The following is a 21,174-nucleotide window of genomic DNA, read 5'->3' as shown; positions in this document are numbered from 1 at the left end:
TTGTTACAGCGTCTGATCGACGATGTCCGAGACGATGCGGTCCCCATCGAGGTGGGACGAGACGATTCGCTCCGCGTCACTCGCGTCTACGCCGCCGTACCAGACGCCATCCGGATAGACGGCGACCACGGGGCCGTCGCCGCAGCGACCGAGACAGGACGAACGGGTGATGCGGGCGTCGCAGGCGTCGGAGTCGCGCGCCTTCTGGCGCAACCGTTCGAGCACGGCCGGCGACCCGTCGGCGGCGCAGGTCTGGTTCGTACACACCGCGACGTGTTTCTCCGGGGCGTCGTGGGCGTGCGGCTCCTCGTCCACGTCGTCGCGGTCCGCGTGCGACTCCCGGTGCGTCAGCGCCCGCAGCATCGCACGCGCGCCGCCGACGTCCTCCTCGTAGCCGTCGAGTTCGACCTTGTACTTGCAGGTGTCGCAGGACATGTCCACGCTGTCCGTGCGCGCCTCCTGCCAACGGTCGCCGAGGACGTCCAACAGGCGCGTGTCGGTTCCGAGCGGGTCGCCGGCCGCGACGTCCACGTACGGGTACGCGCCGTCGAACTCGTCGGCACCGTCGCGGATGCGCCCGGTGAGCATGCCGTCGCCCAGCATGTACGGGAGCACGACGACGGCGTCCGGGCGGTGCTTGGCCACCGCGTGCAGCGTCTCGTCGAGGCGGGGTTCGGTGACGCCGACGAACGACGTCTCGACGCGGTCGAACGCCCGCCCCTCGTACAGCAACCGAGCGAGTTTGTGCGCGTCGCCGTTCGCATCTGGGTCGCTGGACCCGCGAGCGCAGAGCACGACGGCGACGTCGTCCTCCTCGCGGTTCGCGCCCAACTCCGCTTCCACGGCCGCGGCCCGGTCGTCGAGGATATCGACGAGCGCGGGGTGGACGCCGAGGTGCGCGCCGGCGCGTATCGCGAGTTCGGGGTGGTCCGAGCGGGCCTCCCGAACCGCCAGCGGAACGTCGTTTTTCACGTGACTCGCCGCGAACAGCGAGAGTTGGACGACGGTCACCCGCGACACGCTCGCCGCGAGGCCCGCGATGGCGTCCGGTATCGCGGGCTTCGCCAGTTCGAGAAAGCCGGCGTCCACCGGGACGCCCAGTCGGCCCTCCAACTCGGCGGCGAGCGTGCGAACCTGCTCGTTGGACTTCTCCCGGCGGGACCCGTGGCCGACCAACAGCACGGCTTCGTCGTCCAGTCCGACCGGGGTCGCGTTCGCGTTCGCGGTCATCGGGAGAGCGCTCCCACCTCGCTTCCGGTCGCGCGTTCGACGCTCCGGCGGAGCTTCTGCCGTCTCTCCGCCGAGTACAGTCCCGTCTCGTCGCTGCCGGCGTACGCCCACTCCGCGAACGCCGCGGCGTCGGCGTCGTCGGCCAGTCCGAACCAGTGGCCGCCCGAGGACGTCTCCGAGAGGTCGTCGGTCGGAACGCGCGGTTCGGCGGCGTCGAGGAGCGACCGAACGGTCCGAAGCAGGGCCTCGTCGTCGTGGACGAACGACACCCCGACCGACCCCGAGGACTCGCGGAAGCAGACGGTGCCGCAGGCTTCGAGCAGTCCCCGGACGAGCTGCGCGTGGTGCTCGGAGAACGCGTCGAACCGGTACCCGCCCGGTTGCCCGTCGATGGGCAGGCCGAGGGCGGCGCCGGCGCGTTCGGCCGGCGCGCCGAACACCTGCAGCTCGTACTCGTCCTCGAAGCGGACGACGGAGGCGTCGTGCGCGGACTCGCGGGCGGCCACCCGGTGCTCGTGGTCGGTTCGGTCCGCGCCGGCGATAGCCGCCAACGCGTCGGCCGACGTCTCGTCTTCGGTTCGCACGGTCACGCAGTCCCGCGTCAACTCCCCGTCGCCGACCACGCGCCCCCAGAAGTACGCCGTCTCCGCCGTCGCCGAGAGCAGGTCCGCGACCGGTTCCGGCGTCGGCGATTCGGGGCCCGAGTCACTCATCGTCCACCTCGGCCACCTCGGCCACGTCGATGGCGTCCACGGGACAGGCGCGGGCGGCCTGTTGGGCGTCCGCCAGTCGGTCGTCCGCGAACGCCACGACCACCTCGTCGCCGTCGCCGTCTCCGTCCCCGTCGGCGTCTCGCTCCGCTCCCGCTATCGTCGCCAGCCCGTCCGACGCCTCGGCGAATCGGCCGTCTCGCACGAGGCAGGCGAAGACGCCCTCGCAGGCGCGCCGGTCGAGGCGGATCCGGTACTCAGTAGTCATACTTGGACTCGTACCCCCGCGGCGTCACCATCCGGTCGTCCCAGACGTACGTCTCCTCGTTGCCGACCAAGAGGGTCGTGGTCATGTCCACGAGGTCTGTCTCGCCGAGTTCCTCCAACTCCCGCAGTTCGACGATTTCGACCCGCTCGTCGTCGCGGCCCGCGCCGTGGACGATTCCCACCGGGGTGTCCGGCGCGCGGTGTTCCAGCAGAATCTCGCAGCACTTCTCGAAGTTCTCCCGGCGCTTGCGGCTCCACGGGTTGTAGATGGCGATGGTGAACCCCTCGCCCGCGACGGCGTGGAGTCGGGACTCGATGGTCGGCATCGGAGTCAGGTGGTCGGAAAGCGAGACGCTGACCGTGTCGTTCACGAGGGGCGCGCCCAACCGCGCGCCGCAGGACTGGGCGGCCGGTACGCCCGGGACCACCTCGAAATCGACCACGCTCGCCGTCGCGCCCTTCGATTCGAGGATCTCCAGCGCCAGTCCGGCCAGCGCGTAGACGTTCGGGTCGCCGCTCCCGACGATGGCGACGTCGTGACCGGCGAGCGCTCGGTCTATCGCCTCCTCCGTGCGGGACACCTCGCCGCACATCGGCGTGTCGTACAGATCCTCGGCCGACTCGGTGACCTCCTCCGGCAGGAGTTCGATGTACGTGGTGTAGCCGACGATGTGGTCCGCCTCCAGCAGTGCGCCGCGGGCGCGTTGCGTCATCCCGTCCGGTTGCCCGGGACCCAACCCGACGGCGACGAGTCGTCCGGGGTCCGCCTCGAAGTCTTCGACGGTCGAACCGACCTTCTCGTCGGTCGCCGCCCTCTTCGATCCGCCGCATCCGGACGCGGACGACCCGGAGGCTCCGCATTTCGAAGTCGACCCGGCGTCGGTCGCGCCGTCGGCCGCGCTCGCGCCGTCGTTCGCTCCGCATTCGCTCTCTGCGCCTGTGCTCCGCTCTGTGGTGTCGTCGGTGCTCATTGTTAGAAGTCGTCGACGTCACGCCCGCCGCGCGGGGTGACGAGGTGCGTTCCGTGGTCGTTCTCCCAGACCGCCGTCTCGTGGTTGCCGACGAGGATGGAGGTGCCCATCCCGCCGACTTCGTCCTCGTGGTCGTTCGCCTCGCCGAGGGTGGTGATGGTGTGCGTCTCGTCGTCCAGATTCCGGCCCGCGTCGCCCCGTCCGGCGTCGTTGAAGATGCCGACCGGTACGTCGTCGGCCCGTTCCTCGCGGATCACGTCGATGGCGCGCTGGTAGTCGCGCCAGCAGTTGTAGAGGACGATGACGAACCCGCTGATAGCGGCCGCGCGCAGTTTCTCCTCGATTTCGTCCCAGCCTCGCCACTTGTCGGACAGCGAGACGGTACAGAAGTCGTTCGAGAGCGGTGCGCCGAGGTTCGCCGCCCCGCCGAGCGCCGCGGTGACGCCGGGGACGACTTCGATGGGAACGTCGTACGCCTCCTCCTCCTCGGCCATCGTGAACAGGAGGTCGCTCTTGCCGTAGACGTTCGGGTCGCCGCCCGAGACGTGGGCCACGTCCTCGCCCGCGCGGACGCGGTCGAACGCCTCGCGGGCCAGCTCTATCTGTCGCCCCATCGTCGAGCGAACGACCGTCTGCCGGGTACCGCCGCGCCGTTCGAAGACGGTTCCGGGGTCGCCGCTCGCAGTCGTCCCGCCGTCGGGTGCCGCGTCCACTTCGGCGCTCTCGGGCGGGAGCGTCCCGTCGCGCCGGAGGAACTCCTGATAGAGGTTCGACGCGACGACGCAGTCGGCGGTGGCGACGACGTCCTTGGCTCGCTGGGTCATCGCGTGGGGCAGGCCGGGGCCGATACCGACGACGTAGAGCGTCCCCATCGCGTCGTCGTCCGGGGTGTCGTTCGCGGCGGCGTCCGTGCCGCTCATGTTACCGCCCCACCGCGACCGTCACGGCGTCGTCGAACCGCTCTTTCTCGCGGGCGAGTTCGTGGTCGCGGCCGCCGGCGATGGCCGACGCCTCGGCGATGCCCGGCCAGCCGATGAGCTCTTTCGACCGGGAGGGCGAGGGGCCCTCGAACTCCTCCAGCGTCGCCTTCTCGAAGAGGACGACGCCAGCGCCGATTTCCCGCGCGGCGTCGTACAGCCCGCCTTCGCCCTCCTTTCGGGTGCCGGTGGCGACGAAGTCCACGTCCGAGAAGTCCGAGCCGAGGTCCGAGAGGGCGGCCTCCCACGCGTCGAGCACCTGCGACTTCTCCACCCCCGAGACGGTTCCGGTCCCGAGGACGACGCCGTCGTCCGCGTTGCGCTTGAGGACGGTCACGTCGTCGCCGACGAGGACCGCTCGGGGTCCGTCGAGGCGGGCCACCGGCCCGAGTTCGTCGTTCAGGACGGCAAGGTTCGTCGCGACCGTCGAGTCGCCGTTGACGACGTGGGCGTCCAGCGCCTTCGCTTTGCTCTCGACGCCCTGTTTGCCCGCGGCTTCGCTCGCGGTGGTCATCGCCGGCACCGCGCCCAACTGCGAGAGGTCGTGGGCGACTTGGTTCGCGCCGTGGTGCCCGCCCGTGATGGGGATGGCCCACGTGAGTTCCTCGTCTACGACCACGATGGCGGGGTCGTCCCACTTGTCGTCGAGGAGGGGCGCGGTTTTGCGCATCGCGATACCCGAGGCCATCAGTCCGACGAAGCAGTCGTACTCGCCCCAGTGTTCGGCGAACACGTCGCCGTGGTACTCGACGACGTCCACCCGCTCGTAGCCGTCGCCGATTCCCTCCCGTATCTCGCGTGCGGTGTCGAGCTTGCGCTCGAAGCTGATTATCGCAATCTCTTCGGCCACCTCTCCATCTGAGTCTGGCGTCGAACAGTGGCCGCCCGATTCGCCCGATTCCGTGTCGTTCGTGTCTGTACTCATGAGTGAGAATCAGTCGTCCGCTTCCGTCTCCGCGGAACCGCGATTCGCCCAGTCCCCGTACAGGTAGGAGCGTTCGTACCCCGCCTTCCGCGCCGCGTCGCCGATGATGACGAGCGCGGAGGCGCGGTACCCCGCCTCCGCCAGTCGCTCGCCGATGGTTCCGATAGTCCCCTCGATGACCTCCTCGTCCGGCCACGACGCGTGATAGACGACGGTGACCGGCGTCTCGGGGTCGCGGCCGTCGTCGAGGAGGCGGTCCATCGTCTCGCCGACCGCGTGGGTTCCGAGGTAGATGCAGGTCGTCACGTCGCCCATCTCGACGAACTCGCCGATGTGGTCGTCCTCGGGGTCGAGCGTCTTCCCCCGCGGACGGGTGAACGCGACGTGGTTGGCCACGCCGTTCAGCGTGAGCTGCGTCCGGAGCGTCGCGCTGGCCGCGAACGCCGAGGTGACGCCCGGCACGACGTACGTCGGGACGCCCTCGTGTTCCAGCGCGTCCATCTGTTCGAGCGCCGCCCCGTAGATGGCCGGGTCGCCGCTGTGGAGGCGGACGACGCTCCGTCCGGCCTCGTAGGCGTCCCGCATCAGCGGTACCAGTTCCTCCAAGTCCTTGCCGACGCTCGACACCCGCTCCGCGTCCGCGCAGTACTCGTCGAGCAGTTCGCCGTTGACCAGCGACCCGGCGTGGACGACGAGGTCGGCCGACTCGACCAACTCCTTGCCGGTGACGGTGAGCAGTCCGGGGTCGCCCGGTCCCGCACCGACAAACGGAACGCCCTCCTGCACCTCGCCGGCGGTTCGCTCGTCGATTCGGGGGTCCCGCTCCGTCGCTCGGGCGTCCGCCGCCGCGTCGATGGCGTCTTGGGGATCGGTCATCGCGACGGACCCTCCGCCGTCTCGTCGCCGCAGGCCTCGCCTTCGGCGATCTCTTCCCGTTCGACGGCAGTCGGCGGCCGACTCGCGGTTCGGCCTCGCTCCAGTTCGGACGCATCTCGCGGTCCGCCGTCCGTCGTCGCCGTCCCCCCGTCCGACCGGCCCTCCCGCGTTCGGTCGTCGAACGTCGCCGTCGCAGGCTCCGAGTCGACGCCGCGTCTCTCCGCGTAGGCCAGCGTGTAGTAGTCGCGTTCGCTCAGGGTCTCGGGGTCGTCCGTCACGACCGTCTCGCCCTGCTCCATGTACAGTCGCCGGCCGTACACCACGTCGTACCCGGCGTCGGTGAGTCGTTCGTGCGTCGTCGGAACGTCGGTCACTTTGAACAGCACCATCCGGTCCGGACCCGTGGGGGCAGCACCGCGGGCGGCCTCGCGAAGCGCGACGCTCGCCCCGGACGCTATCTCGACGCCGAGTGCGGTCGTGAAGGCGGTCACGGCGCTGACGCCGGGAACGACGTCGACGTCGACCGCCGGGTGGAACGCCGAGAGCGTCCGCCGCAGGTGGCCGAACGTGGAGTAGACGTTCGGGTCGCCGAGCGTGACGAACGCGGCGGTCCCGTCGCGCGCGCGCGGTGCAATCTCCGCGGCGGCCTCCTTCCACGCCCGCCGGAGTTCGTCCTCGTCGTGGGTCATCGGGAAGTCGACGTCGCCGATTCGGTCCTCGGGGACGTACTCGGCCGCCACCGATCGAGAGAGGCGTCCGGGCGAGTACACGACGTCCGCCGCTTCAAGCACGCGACGCCCGCGCACCGTCACGAGGTCGGCGTCGCCCGGGCCGAGTCCGACGCCGTAGAGCGTCATCGCCCTCTCCCGTCGGGGCGTCGTGCCGTCTGCGGACCGGAGCGTCGCTCCCTGTCGTCCGCCGCGACGTCGTCCGTCCCCCCGACCAGCATGTACACCGGGTTCTCCGAATCGAAGCCCGTCGCGCCGGCGAGTTCGTAGCCGTGACTCACCTGAAACTGGACGACCTCTTCGAGGAGGTTCCGTTCGCGGAACGCCTCGGCGGCGGCCCCGGCGACTTCGAGCCGCGAGACGTTCATCACGACGCGGCCGACGCCCGTCTCGACCGCGCGGTCGAGAACCGCCTCGTAGTTCCGACTCCCGCCGAGGAACAGAACGTCCGCGTCCTCCGGAAGCCCCTCCGGCGCCTCGGCCTCACGCAGGTCCACGTCCGCGGTCACCTCGTTGGCGGCGAGGTTTTTTCGGGTGGTTTCGATTCGGTTCGGCTTTCGTTCGAGCGCTGTGACCCGCCCGGCGCGTCGCGCCGCCTCGATGGTGACGGCGCCGGTACACGAGCCCACCTCCGCGAAGTGGTCGGTCGGACCGAGGTCGAGCTTGTCCAGAAGGACGGCCCTGACCTCCGGTTTCGTCGGACCCGCCTTCGCGTCGTGCGGAAGCGATACGTTCGCCATCGACGGACACAACTATCGTGGAGCGTAAAACAATTTTGGTTGTTTTAGAGAAAACTAACTTGCTTAATTGGCCGTAGCGAACCCGTCTCCTCAATTCAGGCCGAACTAAGGCAAAATTACTTTAGTTTCCGTCTCTGAGATGGGGCAATGCCGAAGAATGGAGACGACGCCGAGGAGTTCGGCGTTCTCCGGAGCAAACGGAACGCGACCCGGTATCAGATTCTGGTACAGATCGCGAAACGGCAGCCCGCCGTGAACCAAAAGGAGATAGCCGACGCTATCGGAATCACCGCGCAGGCCGTGAGCGACTATCTGCAGGACTTGATCGAACACAAGTACGTCAACAAACACGGCCGCGGCCGCTACGAGGTGACCAAGGAGGGCGTCGATTGGTTGATCTCGCAGACGGACGAACTGCGCCACTTCGTCCAGCACGTCTCCGAGGACGTCATCGGACAGGTCGAAATCGAGACCGCGCTCGCCACGACGGAGATCGAGGAGGGCGAGACCGTCTCGCTGACGATGCGAGACGGGGTCCTGCGCGCCGTGTCCGGCAACACCGGGAGCGCAACCGCGGTTGCGGTGACGGACGCGGGCCCGGGTCAGGACGTGGGGATTACGAACTTCGACGGCGTCGTCGACTACGACCTCGGGACCGTGACGGTGGTCGCGATTCCGAAGGTCCGAGACGGAGGCAGCTCGGCGGTCGCCCCCGAGCGAATCGCGGAGATGGCCGACGAGCACGATATGGTCGCCGTCGCCGGCGTCGAAGCGCTCGCCGCGGCCGAAGTTGCGAACGTCGAACCCGACGTCCGATTCGGGAGCGCCGCCGCCGTTCAGGAGGCGGCCGCGAAGGGACTCAGCGTCCTCTTGTTGGCCGCGACGGACGTGCTCTCGACGCACACGGACAAACTCCGCGAACAGAACGTCAGCTACGAGGTCGTAGACGTCGCCGAAGAGTGAGTTTCGAGGGGGACGAACGACCGTCTAACGTCTTCGAGAGAGCGCAGATTTGCGGGGTCCAGCGGTATCGACGTTTTTGTCGTCGGGGAACCAATTCGGGGTATGAGTGACCTTGTCGACGCGGTCGAGGGTATCGTTCACGAGCCCACACAGGTGCGCGACGACGGCGGGATCGATCTCACAGTGACGGAGATTTACGAGATCCGGAAGCCGGGTCGGGTCGACTTCGGGGGAGGCGAACTCGAACCCGCTGATCGGGAACCGCACCGCCGGATCTGGCGCAACGAAGACGACGACTACCAGTGGTGGCACCTCGATTCGGGAACCTACCTGATCGAGTACAACGAGTCGCTGTCTGGGGCGGCGCTTCTCCAACCGCGGACTGAGGTCGTCGAACGCGGGGGATCCCACCCGACGCTTCGGATCGAGGAACTACCCGTTACTCCCCTGACCGTCGGCGGGGAGGGACTCCGACTCAAGGAGAACGCGCGGATATCGGCGCTCCTGCCCCTATAGGGGGGAACAGCTGCAGGCCATGTTCGATCACTCGGCTGCGACGCTCGTTCTCGTCGGGTCGTCGATCAGTATGATGGAAGAGGCCGCGCTGCTCGGAAACAGCCCGCTGTACGGACGTTCGTCGCTCAAGCTCGACATTCGACAGCTCCCGTTCGACGCCGCGATGGAGTTCTTCGACGACGGCTATACCGCGGATGAACGAGTTCTCACATGGGGGTGTTCGGCGGCGTCCCGTACTACTTAGAAGGATACTAATTGCAGTACAGCAGCGACCCTAGTTTTCCGTCGAATCGTATTGTGCTGACGCATCAGATGTACCTCTGGTTAGTCAGCGGTAGCAAATCGCGCGACGAGAAAGGGAAAGGAGTGCTCCGTCAGGGATTCGAACTCGCTCGCAGCGGAGCTGCTCGCTGCTCGAATCCCTTCCGTGCGCCTTTCTTCACTACGTTCAGAAAATGCTCCGTCAGGGATTCGAACCCTGGTCCTTGCCGTGAGAGGGCAAGATGATTGGCCGGACTACACCAACGGAGCGTCTTGCACTTCTGGATATTGGTGGGATGTGTAAAACGGTTCCGTTTCGAGACGACCGTGCCGTACCGTGACGAGCGACGGACCGGCACGCGCCGGGACAGGGCCGGAGGCGGTTACGAGGAGAACTCGTCTCGGTCGAGCGGAGACGCCGACTCCCAGTACTCGTCGAAGGTGTCCCGCGCCCACGAGCGAACCGTCTCGTCGTCGGTGTCCACCGACGCGCGAAGGACGCCGCTCCCGTCGCGAACCAGCAGGTGAACCACATCGTCGACGATAGTCACGGCGAGCGGGATGTCCTCGTTTCGGGTGCGAATCTCCGCGGCGTCGGCGTCGAGGAGCGATTCGAGTCGCCGTCGCAGCGTCGAGTCCTCCGCGAGGGCCGAAACGGCGTGCCGCGAGAGGACGGCTTCGAACGTCTGTTCGCCCGCGGTGGTCCGCTCTTGGACGACCGTGAGGCTCTGTTCGTTGAACGCGTGCGAGAACGCCCGCACCTCGTCGGCGTCGTCCAACAGGTCGAGGACGCGCTGGACCGGCGCGTTCGGCCGCGTCTCGCTCGGGACGGTGATGGTGGCGTCCGCGAGGTGTCTGAGGTCGAAGTCCATCGCCCGCGTCGGCAGGTAGCGGACGATGCCGCGGAGTTCTCCCTCCGTCTCCAGAATCTCCAAGAGGTCGGTGAACCCCCGCGAGACGAGTCGTCCCGTCGCCGTCGCCTCGTACTTGCTCCCCTCGCGTCGGACCCACGACCGCTCCTCGAAGTCGCCGAGGATCCGCCCGAGCGTCGCCTGCGACGCGCCGGTCTCCGACGCGAGTTCGTTCCGCGTCCGCGGGCCGTCGGAGAGCAGGCGCAGTACCTCGACTCGGTTCGACGAGAGCGCGAGAAACTCTATCTCCTCCAGCGCGGATTCCATACGGCCCCTGGTGCCCGTCGTGGTAAACCACTTTCGCACCGTGAAAGCGTTTCATCCCCCGAACCGCTGTCGCGGGCTCGCGATATTTCTTACCGTGAAAGGATTTCTGAATTAAACTATAAGCGTGAGGCCCCTATCGGAGAGTAAGATGATTCTTCCCTCTCACGTGCCCCTCTCTGCGGGTACGGCGCACGCACTCGGAATCGACGGGGGGTGGGCGTAAGTGGCCGACCGCCGCACGCTCGCCTTCTTCGCCCTGACGAGTCTCCTCTTCGGCGGGACGTTCGTCGCGGCGAAGGCCGGACTCGGTTACTTCCCGCCGCTTCTGTTCGTCGCCCTCCGGTTCGACGTGGCGGCCGTCGCACTCGCGAGCTACGCGATTCTCACCACCTCGCGCGACGGACTGCTCCCCCGGACGCGCGGCGACGCGGTGGGCATCCTCTCGACGGGCGTCCTCGCCATCGGCCTCACGAACGCGCTCCTGTTCGTCGGCCAGCAGTACGCCACGAGCGCCGTCGCCTCCATCGTGTTCAGCCTCAACCCGGTTCTGACGCCGGTGTTCGCGGCGGCCCTCCTCTCGGACGAACGCCTCTCGGCGCGCGGCGTCGCCGGGATGATTCTCGCCCTCGTCGGCGTCGGACTCGTCGTCAACCCCGACCCGGCGAACCTCCTCGCAGGCGGGTTCGGCAAGGCGATCCTGCTCGCAGGCGCTGTCGCCGGCGCGCTGGGGAGCGTCCTCATCCGATGGGCCGACGGCGGCCTGTCGAGTACAGTCCGCACCGCGTGGGGCCTCCCGTTCGCCGCGGTGCTCTGTCACCTCCTCAGTTGGTCGGCGGGCGAGTCGGCGGCGGCCATCTCGTGGACGCCGACGGCGGTGCTCGCACTCGCGTACGTCGGCATCTTCGCCGGCGCGGTGGCGTACATCACCTACTTCGGCCTCATCGACGAAACCGGGGCCATCCGGGCGAACCTCGTGTTCTACGTCGTGCCCGTCGTGGCGACGCTCGGCGGGGCGGCGTTCCTCGGCGAGGCCATCCCGCTCTCGGCGCTCGCCGGGTTCGGCGTCATCTTCGCGGGGTTCGCGGTGCTCGGAAGCGAGTCCGTGGACGCGGACGGCCTTCGCGCGAAGGTGCGCCAAACGGTGTCCGTCTCCTCGCGGCGGCATCTCCCTGCGATGTTCGTCAACCGCGCCCCGTCGGACGAACGGCGGGACGCGGCCGAGGAACGCCGGGGCAGAGTCTTCGACTCGGACTGAACGCCGTACGCGCCCGACTCTCTTCTCACCGCCGACGACACCGGCGGAGCACGTCCGCTACCTCCCTCGCGTCGTCGTCCACCGACCGGTCGAACCGGTACGCGGTGAACCGCGGGAACGTTCGACGGACGAGGACGGTGTCGCCGTCCACGTCGACGGCGCGGACGCGACGCCACGGGACGAGGGAGTTACCCTTCGAACCGCGCCGGCCGACGACGAGTCCCGACTCGATGACCGTCACCTCGAACGACCGGTCGTTGGCGAAGGCGATGAGAGAGCCGAGAACGGACCCGGTGGTGACCGTATCGTCGAAGGCGAAGTGAACGAGGACGCCGAGGGAGACGGCGAACTCGTCGCCGGAGGGAAAGCGGGGACGCATCGCCTCGAATGTTATTTCAGTTGATAAAAAACGTACGCATCAATGAGAACTATCGCACAGAGACACATTCTCTACAGCGGCCACTAGCCATTTTACTGTCGCCCCGTTAACATACTGATATGGTAGATTGGAAGAAATACTGGGCTGCGATAGGCGTTGGCGAACTGATAGTCATTGGCGCGTTGCTCTTCTTCTTCCCGGAGCCGACGACGTCGATCATCGGAATCGCCCTCATTGCGACCGCCGTCGTCGTCTGGTTGGCGGGGTGGCTCAGGGGCGACGATAACGACGGCGACGAGTACGACGACGAGTACGCGGAGACCGAAACGACCTACTGAGCGGCGCACGCGTCGTATCGCCGACGTCAAGCGGTGCCGACCGACGCTCGGCGAACCGATTCGAACTCGTTCTCATCCGTACGTATCGATCGTGCTGACAGTCTACTCAGCGGCCACTATCCCTTTCACCGTCTGTCGGGATAGTTGTAATATGGTTGACTGGACGAGGTACTGGGGTGCAGTAGGCGTCGCAGAACTGCTAGTCATCGGAGCGTTGCTGTTCTTCTTCCCCGAACCGACGACGTCGTTCGTGGGGATGGTGCTGGTTCTGGTCGCCGCCGTCGCGTGGTTGGCCGGATGGTACGGCACCCGCGATCAGAGGACCGGACGAGAGGAGACGGACAGAGAGAGAGACACGACGTACTGAACGCCGCGGAGCGCTCCTTTTTTCAGACGATTCGTTCGCCCGCGACGAAGACGGCCTCGGACTCGCGCCACGCCGAGGTGTCTTCCGTCGGGTCGGCGTCGAGGACGACCACGTCGGCGCGGTAGCCCGGTTCGACGAGGCCGGCGTCGTCGAGTCCGAGCAGTTCCGCGCCGGTCACCGTCGCCGCCTCCAACGCCGCCTCCGGCGACATGCCGTACTCGCACATCAGTTCCATCTCCCGGAGGGCGTTCTCGCCGTGGAAGTTGAACGGCGTGCCCGCGTCGGTGCCCATCGCCACGGTGACGCCCGCATCGAGGGCGTGTTCCCACGCGCGTTCGAACCGCTCCCGGGCGTCTTCGGCCTTCTCGACGGCCTCCTCGGGGATTCCCCCTTCGACGCCGTTCTCGACGATACCCTCCAAGGCGCTGGCGGTCGGCACCCAGTACGTCCCCTCCTCGGCCAGCAACTCGGCCGTCTCGCGGTCCATGAACGTCGCGTGTTCGACGCTCGTTATCCCCGCGCGGACGGCGTTCTGAATCCCCCGCTGACCGTGGGCGTGCGCCGCCGTCGGGACGTTCTTCGCCGACGCCGTCTCGACGAGCGTTTCGAGTTCCTCGGGCGTGAGTTCCGGCGCGCCGGTCTGTGCGCCCTCGGTGAGGACGCCGCCCGTCGCCATGCACTTGACCACCTCCGCGCCGTGTTTCAGTTGCTCGCGGACGGCCTTCCGCACCTCGTCCGCCCCGTCGGCCTCCCGGCCGAACCGGTGGCCGTGCCCGCCGGTCATCACCACGTTCTCGCCGCAGGCGACGACCCGGGGACCGTCCAAGACGCCCGTTTCGACGGCGGTTCCGGCGTCGAGTGCGAGCGTTCCGGGCGCACCCAAATCGCGGACGGCGGTGACGCCCGCCTCGACGTTTGCGCGGAGGTTCGCGGCGGCGCGGTAACTCAGGAGTTCTCGGCTCTCGGCGTTCGCCGTCGTCACGTCCGGGCGGCCGTCCATCATCAGGTGGACGTGCGCGTCCACCAGACCGGGCGCGACCACCTTCCCCGAGACGTCGACGGTCTCCGCGTCGTCGGCGTCGTCGGCCGCGTCGTCGGCGTCGTCGCCGACCGCGACGATTCGACCCTCCTCGGGCGAGAGAGCGACGTCGGCGTCGCGCGTTCCGTTCGCGTCCGCGACGCGGCCGCCGGCGAGTACGTACAGGCTAGTCATATCTGCCGTCGGTTCGCCACCGCCCCGCGTAAACCTCCGGGTAGCGGTAGCGCGGGTCGGAGAAGAGAGCGCGTCGCCGGACCGGTCCGACGGGTCGAAAGCCGCGTTCGCACCTGTCGCACGGAGTTCGCCGTCCGTCGCGATTACTCGTCTTCGTCTTCGTCGGAACCGCCGAACTCCTCGACGATGGCCGCCACGTCGTCCTCCTCGACCTCGTGGTACCCCTCGTTGGAGATGGTGGCGATGGCGATTTCGTCGGCCGACAGTTCCTCCTCGCCGACGAGGAGGGCGCGGATGGCCAGCGTGACGCCGTCGTCCACGGAGAGGTTGTCGTCCCACTCGTCTTCGAGGAACTCCTGGATGTCCCCGCGGTTCGCGCCGATGGCGACGGCCTTCCACTCCTGGGGCGCGCCGGAGGGGTCCGTCTGGAAGAGGCGCGGCGCGGCGTCCGCGCCCTCGCCGTTCATGCCGCCGATGAGAAGCGACGCGCCGAACGGGCGCGTCCCGCCGATCTGCGTGCTCTCTTGGATGTCGTCCGAGAGCGACTTCGTCAGCGTCTCGACGCCGAGGGGTTCGCCGTAGCGGAGTCGGTTCCGCTGGGCCTCCGTCCGGGCGTCGTCGACGAGTTGCCGGGCGTCGGCGACGTGACCCGCGCTCGCCGCGCCGAGGTACTCGTCGAGTTTGTGCAACTTCTCGATGCTCTCGGTCTCCATGAGGCTCGAACTCGTCCGTCGCTGTGCGGCGAGGACCACGCCGTCCGTCGTCCGCACGCCGACGCTCGATGCGCCACGCTTGACCGCCTCGCGGGCGTACTCGACCTGATAGATACGTCCGTCGGGGGAGAACAGAGACGTCCCTCGGTCGTACGCCTGCTGGTCGTTACGGTTCATCGCTTACTTATCCGGTCCGGGCACTGATAAAGCCACCACCGGAACACGATATTACCGCATCTCGCCGCGAATCGGCGCTGCAGCGACCGTCACGGCGATTCCCCGCTCGACCGGTCGTCACAGCTCTTCGATGGTCGCCTCCGGCGCGTTCAACTTCACGCTCCGGATGCCCTGTTTCGCCTTCTGCTTCGAGGCGTACCCCTCTCCGCTGTCGGCGATTACGTTCCCGTTGTCGTGGACGAGTCGCCACCGGTACTGCCCGGCCTTGTCCTCGTAGAGCTCGAACGTCGCTGACACGCCTCGCCGTTCGACCCGGGCGAACTAAAACGTCGGCGGCGGTGACGACGCAAGACGACTCGGAACGACGCTCGCGGTACCTCAGATGCAAGGGCGACGGCTTTTGCCCGTCCGTCGCCGGACTCCTCAGAGAACTCATGGCAGCGTACGAAATCGGTCTCCTGTTCGTCGGCATCGCACTGTTAGGGACCGCCGTCCTGCCGCGGCTGTTGGAACACCAACCCCTGTCGTTTCCCCTCGTGTACGTCGCTTCGGGGACGCTCCTCTTCGCAGCCGTTCCCGGCGCGCCCGCCCTCGACCCGGTCGCGAACTCCTATCTGACCGAACGGCTCACCGAACTCGTCGTCCTGATATCGCTCATGGGTGCGGGGTTGAAGATAGACCGCCCCTTCTCCGTGTGGTCGTGGGCGGCGACGTGGCGGCTACTCGGCGTCGCACTGCCGCTTACGGCCGCTGCGGTGGCGGTTCTCGCGTGGGGATTCCTCGGCCTCCTGCCGGCCACGGCCATCCTGCTCGGGGCCGTCCTGGCGCCGACCGACCCGGTGCTCGCGTCCGGAATCGAGGCCGGCGCACCGCTGACGGAGTTAGAGGAGGAGGCTGACCCGCGCTACAGGTGGGGGTCGGTCCGGTTCGCGCTCACCTCGGAAGCCGGCCTCAACGACGGGCTGGCGTTCCCGCTCACGAACTTGGCTATCGCCGTCGCCGGGGCTTCGGTCGCAGGCGCATCGCTCGCTGACGGGAACTCGTGGCTGTTGGAGTGGTTCCTCGTCGACGTCCTCTACAAGATCGGCGCGGGGCTCGTCCTCGGGTACGTGATCGGACAGGTCATGGCCCGGTTCCTGTTCCGCCTGCCGATTCCGGAGAGCGTCGCCGAGATGCTGCACGGGCAGGACGTGATGGCGGGCGTCGAAGCGTTGGCGACGACGTTCATCGCGTACGGGGCGACCGAACTGCTTGGGGGGTACGGCTTCATCGCCGTCTTCGTGGCCGCACTCTCGCTTCGACGCTTCGAGTGGGAGCACGACTACTACGTGGAGCTTCACGACTTCGCCGTCCTCACGGAGCGAGTGTTGATGGCGACGGTGCTCCTGCTGTTCGGGGGTGCCATCGCCGGCGGACTGCTCTGGCCGCTGACCGTCCCGCAGGCGCTAGTCGGTCTGGCTCTCCTGTTTCTCGTCCGACCGCTCGCCGGCGCTCTCAGCTTCGTCGGGACCCCCGCCTCGTGGCCGGAACGGGCCATCGTCTCCTTCTTCGGCATCCGGGGCATCGGGTCGTTCTACTACCTCTCGCACGCGTTGGCCGAGGCGTCGTTCCGGGAACGGGAACTCGCCGTCGCGGCCGAGGAACTGTGGGCGTTGGTGGGGTTCGTCGTCCTCCTGTCGATAGTCCTGCACGGGGTGAGTTCGAGTCCGGTGATGGACGCGTTCGACCGGTGGACGGAAGGGGGCGAAAGCGCCGTCGCCGAGGGCGAGGCACACCCGTAACGGCCTCGAAACGCCGGTGCTCGGCCGGACGCGTCGCGGAATGCGCCGCCGAGTCAGCCCCTCACTGCGGTCGGAACGCCCTGAACGTGTCTCTCTCCAGCGCGACGGTTTCGACCTCCGCGAGGCCGAGGTCGGTGAATATCTTTCGCCAGTTCCGGTAGTACAGCGGCATCTCCTCGTCCACGTAGTTCACCGCCGGGCCGTCGCCGCCGGCCGACGACGCGCCGTCGCTTCCACTTCCGCCGCCTTCGTTCTCCACGGTGACGACGAGTTCGTCCGCGATTCGGGCTATCTCCTCGAACACCCACTCCCCGTCGGGGTGGACGTGCTGGAGCGTCTCCACCGAGTAGACGGCGTCGAACTCCCCGTCGTCGAACTCGCCGACGCGTTCGGCTATCGAGTCGGCGTAGAACGACCCCTCTGATTCGAGTTCGGGGTACTCCTCGGCCATCACGTCGAAGGAGTCCTCATTCACGTCGATGCCCGAGAGGTTCCGGTACCCGCTCTCGCGGAGGTGCGCGAGGTGTCGCCCCGCGCTACACCCGAGTTCCAAGACGGACCCCTCGGGGCCGACGGCCGAATCGAGCACCTCGCGGAGGCGTTCGCTCGTCTCGTTCGGGCCGTAATACGCGTAGTAGTCCGGAGAGTACTCCCCGGAGAGCGTTTCCCACCGCCGCCGAACGTCGTCGGCATCCATTCGTACTCGGTCGGACGCCACACGTAAAGTGTCGTCGTTGGGCGGTGGAGATTGGACGGCGGACGGCGGAAGAACGCGAACGGGGGAGGGTACCCGGAGGGGCGGAGCGTCAGAGGTTCGGACGGTTACTTCCGCGTCTCCCACCCGCCGACGGGCATCGCCCGCCGTCGGTCGGTGACGACGCGGTTCGCCGCGTCGTACGCGACGACGCCCGCGCGGTCCAGTTGCGGGAGGTGGTCGTAGTGGAGCGACAGCTCCAGCGCCGTTCTGTCGGCTTCGCTCAGCGGTCCGTCGGCCGTCGCGCCTTCGAGGGCGGCGACGCCGAAGGCGAGTTCGTCGAGCGAAAGCGGCGGCGTCGCCCGGCGCAGGACGGCGAGGACGTTTCGTTGCCGCGGCGTGGCGGGGCGGTACCGGGGTTCACCGACGTCTCGAACGGACGACGAACGGGACATGCCGCCCGAGACGCCGTTCTCCGACGTGAACGTAGCGCCTCTATACTTTGGTCCGGGACTGCCGCGCTGCGACGAACGCGGTGCGACGGACGAAAGAGACGCGCTCCCGGTCGGTTCGCCCCGATCCGGCGTCACGCGTCCGGTTTCGGTCGCTTGAACACCAGCGCCGTCGCGCCGTTCGCCCCGGCCGTCGAACGGCCGTCCGAGAGGGTGGCGACGAGTTCCCACTCCGCGTCGCCTAACTGGTTGAGGGCCCCCTCCATCGGTCCCGTGTCGCCGCTGAACAGGCCGCCGTCCGACGTTCTGATTATCTTGTACTCCCACTTCATCGGTCGTCGCCCCCGTCGGTCCGGTCGGACCGGTCCGCCCGTTCGTAGGTGACGAAGTCGAACGCCTCCCGTTCGTCGCGTTCGACTTCCTCCCACCTGCTCTCGTCGAACTCGGGGAACGTCGTCTCCCCCTTGTAGTCGTCGCGGAGTTCGGTCAGCACCATGCGGTCCGCGCGCGGGAGGAACGCCTCGTAGACGGCCGCGCCGCCGACGACGTACGCCGTCTCGACGCCCATCTCCGCGGCGGCCGACTCCGTGCGCGCCGTCGCCTCCTCGACGGAGTTCGCCGGAACCGCACCGTCCGGTAAGTCGAGATTCTGCGTCGAGAGGACGACGCTCGTCCGCCCGGGGAACGGCTCGCCGAGGGCCTCGACGACGTTCTCGTACGTCTTCCGCCCGAGGACGACCGGATGGCCCGTCGTCGTCCGCTTGAAGTGCTCCATGTCCTCGGGGAGGTGCCACGGCATGCCGCCGTCGCGCCCGATGACGCCGTTGTTCGCCACCGCGGCGACGAGGACGTACTCGACGTCGCCGGCGTCGGGCCTCCCGGCGTCCGCCTCGCCGGAGTCGTCCGCGGTCATCACTCCGCCACCGCGAACCGGATGCCCTCCGCGGGGTCGTAGCCGCGGAGTTCGATGTCGTCGTACGTCAGTTCGTCGAGGGGCTTGTCCGCCACCTCGATAGTCGGGCGTTCGCGGGGCGTCCGCGAGCACTGTTCGAGGAGTCCGGGCACGTGGTCGTAGTCTCGCGCATCGTCGGGCTCCGCGGGGGCGGACTCGACCAACCAGTCCCGCACGTCGAGGTACTCGGAGCGGTCCGACACGTCGGCCAGACGCGCCTGCAGGCCCGAGAGGTGGTCGGCGTACCACGCGCCGCGTTCGCCCTCGCCGCAGTAGACGTGCGCGTCCACGACGGTGTGGGCGAACGTCCCCGGTTCGAAGCCGGTTCGCTGGGCGACGGCGGTCAGGAGAAGCGAGTAGGCGGCGATGTTGAACGGGATGCCGAGCGCGGTGTCGCCCGAACGCTGGGTGAGGTGGAGGTTCAACCGGTCGCCCTGCGCGTTGAACACGAACGAGTAGTGACACGGCGGCAGGGTGGAGACGGCGGCGTTGGCGGGGTGCCACGCGTTCACGACGAGGCGGCGGGAGTTAGGGTTCTCGCGCAGTTGGTCGAGGACGTACTGGATCTGGTCGAACGTGCGTTCGTCGTCGTTCATCCAGCGGTGGTCGTCCTCGGGCCACGCCTCGCCGGGCAGGCCCTCCTCGGGGACGGGGAAGCGCCGCCAGAACCGCCCGTAGGCGGTGTCGAGGCGGCCCTCCTCGTCGGCCCACGCGTCCCAGATGCCCGTCTCCTCGCGGAGCGTCCGGATGTGCTCCTCGCCGGAGAGGTACCAGACGAACTCGTGGATGAGCGAGTTCCAGCGAAAGCCCGAGAGATCCTTCGTCGTCAGGAGCGGAAAGCCCTCCGCGAGGTCGATTTCGTAGTGCTGGCTGAACGCCGAGATGGTGTCCACGCCCGTTCGGTTCGGTTTGTACTGCCCGCCGGAGAGAACGTCCGTCACTAAGTCGAGATACTGTCTCATGGTGCCCCCAAGGTCTGTCGAGAGGTACCTCCCACTCCTATTAAAAATCGAGGAAGCGGAGATGCGTCCGAGAGACAGAACACCGAAATCCCTCTCGCCCGTAGCGACGGACGTGATTACCAACCTCGCCCGCGGCGTCAACGCCTTCACCAGCAACGCCTTCCTCGTCACCGGCGAGACGACTGCGCTCGTCGATACCGGCGCGAACTTCGACGTCGTCGCCGCGATTCGAGAGCACGCGGACGAACTCGACCGAATCTATCTCACCCACACGCACGACGATCACGTCGGCAACGTCGAGGCCGTCCGCGAGGCGTTCGGCGTCGAGACGTGGGGATTCGACCCCGACCACCCCCTCGTCGAGAACGAAATCGCGGACGGAGAGACGGTCGAAATCGGCGACGACGACTACCTCGCCCTCCACACGCCGGGACACAAGGACGACCACCTCTGCTTGTACTCGCGGGAGGCGCGGACGCTGTTCGCGGGCGACCTGATATTCGCGAACGGGAGTTTCGGCCGGACGGACTTAGCGGAGGGACACCGCCCGACGCTGATAGAGAGCATCGACCGCGTCCGCGAGACGGTCGGCTCCGACCTCGACGTGATGCACACCGGCCACGGCCCGAGCGTCGAGGACCGGGCCGTCGAGGACATCGAGTTCGCGGGCCGGGCGGCGCGGATGGGCTGACTGTAACTACTCGTCCGCGCCTTCGGGAATCTCGTCGGGTTCGCGGTCCTCGGAGACGACGCCGAAGTAGCCGGGTTCGTCGCCGACGGGGTCGTTGATCACGAGTTCGTCCGCGTGCTTCATCAGCCACGGAATCGTCCACGCCACGACGCGGTCCTCGGTGTCGGCGTCTAACTCGGCGTCCGCCGGGAGGCCCTGAAGCAGGCGGGCGATTTCGGACACCGTGTACATCATCTCCTCGTCGAGGACCTCGCGGGGTTCGTAGAGGCGGTACGGGTAGAGCGTCTCGAAGTCGTCTTTCGGTCTGGGCATGATCACTCCTTCTCCGGCCGCGCGGAAAATCCCGCCGCTCCACCCCGAGGAATCACAACCGTTAACAGGGGTCGATAGAGCCCTGTTGGCATGGTTCGTCCGAAAGAGCGCCTCGTCTGGGTCTCCGTCTCCGACGGCTAGCGGACGAGAGAGCCGACGCTAGCGGACGGGGTGCGAAGAAAAATCGGGGTGTACGGAGTCGTCTACTCGAAGAGTTCGACGGCTTGCTCGTAGCGCGCGGAGGGTTCGTCCCAATCGACGACCTCGAAGAAGTTCGAGACGAAGTCGCCGCGGGCCGGCCCGTAATCGTGGTAGTACGAGTGCTCCCAGACGTCCAGCGCCAGAATCGGGTGCGAACCCCACAGCGCGCCCTGGTCGTGTTTGTCCACGACGATGTTGCGCAGTTGGTTCGAGAACGAGTCGTAGACGAGAAGCGCCCAGCCGCCGGCGTTGCCCGCAGCGGCCTCGAACTCGCCCTTCCAGGCGTCGTAAGAGCCGAAGTCCTCCTCGATGCGGTCACGGAGTTCGCCCGAGGGTTCGTCGCCA

General features: G+C 67.7%; 27 protein-coding genes, 1 tRNA gene and 2 pseudogenes. 8 read left to right on the top strand and 22 right to left on the bottom strand.

Annotated elements, in window-relative coordinates; all coding sequences use genetic code 11:
• Positions 1-3: 3 nt before the first annotated feature.
• From ACFQEV_RS07890 to cbiT, 9 genes are read right to left on the bottom strand one after another with little or no spacing between them, the layout of a single operon-like run.
• A complete protein-coding gene (locus ACFQEV_RS07890) occupies positions 4-1,230 on the bottom strand; it encodes a CbiX/SirB N-terminal domain-containing protein (protein ID WP_379694470.1) in 1,227 nt (408 codons plus the stop codon).
• The gene (locus ACFQEV_RS07885; protein ID WP_379694468.1) at positions 1,227-1,943 is read right to left on the bottom strand and encodes a cobalamin biosynthesis protein; all 717 of its coding nucleotides are present in this window, start codon (positions 1,941-1,943) and stop codon (positions 1,227-1,229) included. Before ACFQEV_RS07885 ends, ACFQEV_RS07890 begins: the two co-directional genes overlap by 4 nt.
• On the bottom strand, positions 1,936-2,208 hold the full coding sequence (locus tag ACFQEV_RS07880; RefSeq protein WP_379694465.1) for a ferredoxin: 273 nt from the start codon (positions 2,206-2,208) through the stop codon (positions 1,936-1,938). Before ACFQEV_RS07880 ends, ACFQEV_RS07885 begins: the two co-directional genes overlap by 8 nt.
• Entirely contained in the window at positions 2,198-3,178 is a 981-nt protein-coding gene (gene cobJ / locus ACFQEV_RS07875; RefSeq protein ID WP_379694463.1) for a precorrin-3B C(17)-methyltransferase, read from the bottom strand. Before cobJ ends, ACFQEV_RS07880 begins: the two co-directional genes overlap by 11 nt.
• Positions 3,179-3,180: 2 nt before the next feature.
• The gene (locus ACFQEV_RS07870; protein ID WP_379694460.1) at positions 3,181-4,098 is read right to left on the bottom strand and encodes a precorrin-3B C(17)-methyltransferase; all 918 of its coding nucleotides are present in this window, start codon (positions 4,096-4,098) and stop codon (positions 3,181-3,183) included.
• A 1-nt stretch (position 4,099) separates the two neighbouring features.
• On the bottom strand, positions 4,100-5,080 hold the full coding sequence (gene cbiG / locus ACFQEV_RS07865; protein WP_379694458.1) for a cobalt-precorrin 5A hydrolase: 981 nt from the start codon (positions 5,078-5,080) through the stop codon (positions 4,100-4,102).
• A 9-nt stretch (positions 5,081-5,089) separates the two neighbouring features.
• A complete protein-coding gene (locus ACFQEV_RS07860; protein ID WP_379694455.1) occupies positions 5,090-5,956 on the bottom strand; it encodes a cobalt-precorrin-4/precorrin-4 C(11)-methyltransferase in 867 nt (288 codons plus the stop codon).
• On the bottom strand, positions 5,953-6,813 hold the full coding sequence (locus ACFQEV_RS07855; RefSeq protein ID WP_379694453.1) for a cobalt-factor II C(20)-methyltransferase: 861 nt from the start codon (positions 6,811-6,813) through the stop codon (positions 5,953-5,955). Before ACFQEV_RS07855 ends, ACFQEV_RS07860 begins: the two co-directional genes overlap by 4 nt.
• Positions 6,810-7,424, bottom strand: a complete 615-nt coding sequence (cbiT, locus tag ACFQEV_RS07850) for a precorrin-6Y C5,15-methyltransferase (decarboxylating) subunit CbiT (RefSeq protein WP_379694450.1) — start codon at positions 7,422-7,424, stop codon at positions 6,810-6,812. The genes ACFQEV_RS07855 and cbiT overlap by 4 nt, the downstream gene beginning before the upstream one ends.
• 147 nt (positions 7,425-7,571) lie before the next feature.
• Between cbiT and ACFQEV_RS07845 the strand changes: the two genes are divergently transcribed.
• The 3 genes and pseudogenes from ACFQEV_RS07845 to ACFQEV_RS07835 all read left to right on the top strand — a co-directional run.
• Positions 7,572-8,387 carry a DUF7839 domain-containing protein gene (locus tag ACFQEV_RS07845; protein ID WP_379694447.1) on the top strand — a complete coding sequence of 272 codons (816 nt, stop codon included), beginning with the start codon at positions 7,572-7,574 and terminating at the stop codon, positions 8,385-8,387.
• Positions 8,388-8,489: 102 nt separating this feature from the next.
• A complete protein-coding gene (locus tag ACFQEV_RS07840; RefSeq protein ID WP_379694444.1) occupies positions 8,490-8,903 on the top strand; it encodes a dCTP deaminase/dUTPase family protein in 414 nt (137 codons plus the stop codon).
• Between the two features lie 10 nt (positions 8,904-8,913).
• A pseudogene (locus tag ACFQEV_RS07835) lies at positions 8,914-9,149 on the top strand (AAA family ATPase); the annotation flags it as partial.
• Positions 9,150-9,359: 210 nt separating this feature from the next.
• Here the strand turns inward: ACFQEV_RS07835 and ACFQEV_RS07830 are convergent.
• Positions 9,360-9,434, bottom strand: a tRNA-Glu gene (locus tag ACFQEV_RS07830).
• 113 nt (positions 9,435-9,547) lie between these two features.
• Positions 9,548-10,342, bottom strand: a complete 795-nt coding sequence (locus ACFQEV_RS07825) for a helix-turn-helix transcriptional regulator (protein ID WP_379694442.1) — start codon at positions 10,340-10,342, stop codon at positions 9,548-9,550.
• Positions 10,343-10,565: 223 nt separating this feature from the next.
• On the opposite strand from ACFQEV_RS07825, the gene ACFQEV_RS07820 reads away from it, so the two are divergent.
• Positions 10,566-11,597, top strand: a complete 1,032-nt coding sequence (locus ACFQEV_RS07820; RefSeq protein ID WP_379694439.1) for a DMT family transporter — start codon at positions 10,566-10,568, stop codon at positions 11,595-11,597.
• A gap of 25 nt (positions 11,598-11,622) precedes the next feature.
• Here the strand turns inward: ACFQEV_RS07820 and ACFQEV_RS07815 are convergent, their stop codons facing one another.
• Entirely contained in the window at positions 11,623-11,976 is a 354-nt protein-coding gene (locus ACFQEV_RS07815; protein WP_379694436.1) for a hypothetical protein, read from the bottom strand.
• Between the two features lie 119 nt (positions 11,977-12,095).
• Here ACFQEV_RS07815 and ACFQEV_RS07810 point away from each other — a divergent pair, with 119 nt between their 5' ends.
• Complete coding sequence (locus tag ACFQEV_RS07810) at positions 12,096-12,314, top strand: hypothetical protein (protein ID WP_379694433.1); 219 nt, start codon at positions 12,096-12,098, stop codon at positions 12,312-12,314.
• Positions 12,315-12,465: 151 nt separating this feature from the next.
• Positions 12,466-12,681, top strand: a complete 216-nt coding sequence (locus tag ACFQEV_RS07805) for a hypothetical protein (protein ID WP_379694431.1) — start codon at positions 12,466-12,468, stop codon at positions 12,679-12,681.
• A gap of 22 nt (positions 12,682-12,703) precedes the next feature.
• Here the strand turns inward: ACFQEV_RS07805 and ACFQEV_RS07800 are convergent, their stop codons facing one another.
• The 3 genes from ACFQEV_RS07800 to ACFQEV_RS07790 all read right to left on the bottom strand — a co-directional run bounded on the left by ACFQEV_RS07800 (position 12,704) and on the right by ACFQEV_RS07790 (position 15,081).
• Positions 12,704-13,894: a metal-dependent hydrolase family protein gene (locus ACFQEV_RS07800; protein WP_379694428.1), complete on the bottom strand. Its 1,191-nt coding sequence runs from the start codon at positions 13,892-13,894 to the stop codon at positions 12,704-12,706.
• A gap of 143 nt (positions 13,895-14,037) precedes the next feature.
• Positions 14,038-14,784, bottom strand: a complete 747-nt coding sequence (gene psmA / locus ACFQEV_RS07795; protein WP_379694425.1) for an archaeal proteasome endopeptidase complex subunit alpha — start codon at positions 14,782-14,784, stop codon at positions 14,038-14,040.
• 117 nt (positions 14,785-14,901) lie between these two features.
• Positions 14,902-15,081 carry an HVO_2922 family protein gene (locus tag ACFQEV_RS07790; RefSeq protein WP_379694423.1) on the bottom strand — a complete coding sequence of 60 codons (180 nt, stop codon included), beginning with the start codon at positions 15,079-15,081 and terminating at the stop codon, positions 14,902-14,904.
• Between the two features lie 41 nt (positions 15,082-15,122).
• Here ACFQEV_RS07790 and ACFQEV_RS07785 point away from each other — a divergent pair, with 41 nt between their 5' ends.
• Positions 15,123-16,565 (top strand): cation:proton antiporter, encoded by a 1,443-nt coding sequence (locus ACFQEV_RS07785; protein ID WP_379694420.1) that lies wholly within the window; start codon positions 15,123-15,125, stop codon positions 16,563-16,565.
• A gap of 61 nt (positions 16,566-16,626) precedes the next feature.
• Here ACFQEV_RS07785 and ACFQEV_RS07780 read toward each other — a convergent pair whose 3' ends face one another.
• From ACFQEV_RS07780 to thyA, 5 genes are all read right to left on the bottom strand, one after another.
• Complete coding sequence (locus ACFQEV_RS07780) at positions 16,627-17,262, bottom strand: class I SAM-dependent methyltransferase (protein ID WP_379694417.1); 636 nt, start codon at positions 17,260-17,262, stop codon at positions 16,627-16,629.
• 125 nt (positions 17,263-17,387) lie between these two features.
• Positions 17,388-17,714: a DUF7344 domain-containing protein gene (locus tag ACFQEV_RS07775; protein ID WP_379694415.1), complete on the bottom strand. Its 327-nt coding sequence runs from the start codon at positions 17,712-17,714 to the stop codon at positions 17,388-17,390.
• Positions 17,715-17,845: 131 nt separating this feature from the next.
• Positions 17,846-18,043: a DUF4177 domain-containing protein gene (locus ACFQEV_RS07770; protein ID WP_379694412.1), complete on the bottom strand. Its 198-nt coding sequence runs from the start codon at positions 18,041-18,043 to the stop codon at positions 17,846-17,848.
• Positions 18,040-18,624 carry a dihydrofolate reductase gene (locus ACFQEV_RS07765; RefSeq protein WP_379694409.1) on the bottom strand — a complete coding sequence of 195 codons (585 nt, stop codon included), beginning with the start codon at positions 18,622-18,624 and terminating at the stop codon, positions 18,040-18,042. Before ACFQEV_RS07765 ends, ACFQEV_RS07770 begins: the two co-directional genes overlap by 4 nt.
• Positions 18,624-19,625 carry a thymidylate synthase gene (gene thyA, locus ACFQEV_RS07760; RefSeq protein ID WP_379694407.1) on the bottom strand — a complete coding sequence of 334 codons (1,002 nt, stop codon included), beginning with the start codon at positions 19,623-19,625 and terminating at the stop codon, positions 18,624-18,626. The genes ACFQEV_RS07765 and thyA overlap by 1 nt, the downstream gene beginning before the upstream one ends.
• A gap of 112 nt (positions 19,626-19,737) precedes the next feature.
• Between thyA and ACFQEV_RS07755 the strand changes: the two genes are divergently transcribed.
• Positions 19,738-20,316 carry an MBL fold metallo-hydrolase gene (locus ACFQEV_RS07755; RefSeq protein WP_379694405.1) on the top strand — a complete coding sequence of 193 codons (579 nt, stop codon included), beginning with the start codon at positions 19,738-19,740 and terminating at the stop codon, positions 20,314-20,316.
• Positions 20,317-20,322: 6 nt separating this feature from the next.
• On the opposite strand, the gene ACFQEV_RS07750 is transcribed toward ACFQEV_RS07755, so the two are convergent.
• A complete protein-coding gene (locus ACFQEV_RS07750; RefSeq protein ID WP_379694402.1) occupies positions 20,323-20,628 on the bottom strand; it encodes a DUF5827 family protein in 306 nt (101 codons plus the stop codon).
• A gap of 203 nt (positions 20,629-20,831) precedes the next feature.
• A pseudogene (gene sod / locus ACFQEV_RS07745) lies at positions 20,832-21,174 on the bottom strand (superoxide dismutase [Mn]); the annotation flags it as partial.

Origin of the sequence: Halopelagius fulvigenes (assembly GCF_042662625.1) — an archaeon.
Classification (GTDB): Archaea; Halobacteriota; Halobacteria; order Halobacteriales; family Haloferacaceae; genus Halopelagius; species Halopelagius fulvigenes.
Note: the sequence above shows the minus strand (reverse complement) of the source record. Positions and strands in the feature narration are given on the sequence as shown.